We start from the raw sequence: 2,019 nt of genomic DNA on the forward strand, positions 1-2,019 counted from the left end.
CAATGCGGACGCCACGATCAAGCTGACTGCAGCTCTCATCCTTGTCGGCGCGAGCTTCTTCATTACTGATGCACTTCAGAGCATTGCAGCCGGTGGCCTGCGCGGCTTAGGGGACACGCGCGTGCCGCTGTTTTTCGCAGGCATCGCTTACTGGCTGATCGGTCTTTCCGTCAGCTACGTGCTCGGCTTGAAAACTGGCCTCGGTGCCATTGGTATCTGGATCGGCTTGTCCATCGGCAAAGCCGTTTACGCAGCCCTCCTCGTGATACGTTTGCGTCTTTTGGCGAACAGACCTCCCGTAGCAGCCATGAGCCAGGCTTCAGCTCGAGCGGTGGGCCAACCATGAGCCGAAGCTCCAGCGCGACCAGACAATGCGCGTGAAGAACAGGCTCTGCAATCTGGGGAGCGCCATGGGGCGATTCCTCATTCTCTTCGGATACGGGCAGCTGACTCTTACCCTGCCCTGTGGTCAAGTTGGCTTCAGGGATCAGAGCCCGGCAAACCTTGCTCCTGAACGTAGAGGAGCCCGAGCTGCATACGGGGCCCTCGAGGACCTCGATGGAGGAGAGGCTCGGGACCCTATGGCGTCGGCGGCTGAAGCCCAGCCGAGGAGACCCAATCGTCAATGTCAGCTGCAATTTCCGCGGTGCGGGCTCGCCTCAGCAGACTATCCCGCTCCGCGCCTTCTGGCATGCTCGCCGCCATTTCCACAAGATCCCTTGCAAACGCAGCCAGGCGGTCCTGCAGCGATATTGTTTGCCTCACATGATTTCGCTTTTTCTTCACTGAGGCGCTCATCGTTTCAAGCGTCGTCGCTCTGCGGATCTTCGAGCAAGATAACTTCCCACGACACTTTTACCATGCCAACCTAAGTTTAGTTGCGATAACTCTACGATGGTTCGCGTGCAGCAAAGCAGATAGTGGGTTTCTCAGCAGGCGCTTGCGGTCGACGAAAATCCATCCGCGGCGAATGCGATGCGCCGCTGCCTCCGCGGCATTGAGGACACCCGGGCCGCACATCGCGCGATCAAATGTGCTGGCGCTGGTGATTGCAGCACCCCGTCCACGAAAACCAAATACAAGGATCGGTACGCCACTTTTTGTGGCCGGGCGGAAGGCTCCGTCAGCTTCTCGCAAGCTTGCCGGCGTAGCTATTCTGCCACCATCTGCGGAGTGAGGTGAGCGTGGACAATCCTTTCCCATCCAGTCCGGCAGCTTTGATGCAGGTGCAACGGGCCGCCGCGGAACATCGTGAGGCAGGCGAGGCGTCGCAGGAGGCCTTCGAGCGGCAATTGGCAAACGCCGGCGAGCCTCACCAGGCGACCGAGGCTGTACGCCAGACCCCGCCTCCCGAGCCGCCAGCGAATATCCAAAGCGTCATCGAGCGCGCGGTCCAGGCGGAGCGGACGCGCCGGAATCTAAGCCAACGCACTGCGCGGGGATATACTGACGCACTTTTCAAACTGCAAAAAGATCTGAGGTCTCGTGGCGAAACGATTGCTGCACTGGACCACGACGCTCTGGTAGCGCGCGCTGCCAAGTTCATGGCGCGTGACAAAGCAATGGGTCCTGCGTTAACAGCGCTTCATAGGTATCGCAATCCCAATGCACCTGACGGCCCGCGCCGGCGCTATGTTGTTCCCTCCGTAAAAGAGCCTTCTCCCGTCAACGCCGCCGTGCCTTCGGCGGATATCTATCCGCACCTGTCCGAGACCGACCTTACTCTCATCGACAACTTCACCCGCTTTGTCGGCGGTGGTCTGCAGAAAAGTACCATCTACGAATACGGCCGATCGCTTCGTATCCTGGGAAATGATCTCGGCACTCAGGGCAAGACAATTGGCGGGCTCGATCACGAGGCCTTGGTCTCGCACGCGAGAGTGTCTCTTGGTGAGCCCGCCAATTTGCTTTCGGCATTGAGCGCGCTGCGAAAGTATCGTGATCCTGATCAAGTGCGGCAAGACTTTCTCTCCGAAGAGGATGAAAGCCTGATCGACGGCGCCGTCCAGGCAGCTGCCG

2 pseudogenes are annotated in these 2,019 nt (G+C 59.4%); both read left to right on the forward strand.

Annotation, left to right across the window (positions count from 1 at the left end):
* Positions 1-346: pseudogene (locus FNJ47_RS45770) on the forward strand (hypothetical protein); the annotation flags it as partial.
* 838 nt (positions 347-1,184) lie between these two features.
* A pseudogene (locus FNJ47_RS45775) lies at positions 1,185-2,019 on the forward strand (hypothetical protein); the annotation flags it as partial.

The sequence above is a fragment of the Bradyrhizobium uaiense genome (assembly GCF_010811875.1).
Classification (GTDB): Bacteria; Pseudomonadota; Alphaproteobacteria; order Rhizobiales; family Xanthobacteraceae; genus Bradyrhizobium; species Bradyrhizobium uaiense.